The organism is Streptomyces sp. LS1784 (assembly GCF_020103755.1).
In the GTDB taxonomy this organism is placed as follows: Bacteria; Actinomycetota; Actinomycetes; order Streptomycetales; family Streptomycetaceae; genus Kitasatospora.
This window is the reverse complement of the sequence record NZ_JAHSQD010001245.1, coordinates 1-650: the sequence shown is the minus strand read 5'-3', so window position 1 is coordinate 650 and position 650 is coordinate 1. Positions and strand designations below refer to the sequence as shown.

Here is a 650-nt window from a genome sequence, read left to right as displayed (position 1 = left end):
CGCACCGCTCGGCGCCGGGCCCGGTCCGGTGCCTCCGGGGCCGCCCGCCGCCGCACCGCGCGGTGCGAGCAGCACCTGGATCCGACCGCTCGCCACCCACTGCGCCAGTCGGGGCCCGTCCGCGGTGCCGACCGCCACGTCGATCACCTGGCTGCCGTCGGTGTCGACCCGGCCGACGGTGATCACCGTGGCGGGCAGCGAGTCGGCCCGGCCGTTGTCGGGGGTGAAGACGACGACCAGCTGCACGCCTGGCTGGAGCCGGCTGGCGGGCAGTTGGCTGCGTTTGGCCGACACCCCGACCACGATCTGCCCGGGCTGCACCGACAGGCCCTGCGCGAGGTCGGAACCGGTGAGCATCGCGCCGCGCTTGAGGTCGGTGGCGGCTCGCATGCCGACCGCCTTCGCCCGGTCCTGGGCCGACACCGGGCGCAGCGCCGGGTCCCCCGCGATGCGGGCGACCACCAGGTCGTCCTCGGTGATCACCTGCCCCCACGGCACGTCCCGGGCCAGCGCCAGCACCGCGACCCGCTGGCCGGTGCTGTTGTAGAGGACGGCCCCGCCCAGCCCGCCGGCCGCGATCAGTGCCACCGCCATCGCCAGCACCGCCGGGCGCCGCCGCCGCGCCCGCATGGTCCGCCCGGGCGCGTGCG

Annotated in this window: 1 protein-coding gene; it reads right to left on the bottom strand. The window is 77.5% G+C overall.

Annotated elements, in window-relative coordinates; translation table 11 throughout:
• Positions 1-594 (bottom strand): SAF domain-containing protein (locus KS423_RS46795; protein WP_224285695.1); only part of this gene is annotated, 594 nt, incomplete at its 3' end.
• Positions 595-650 lie beyond the last annotated feature (56 nt).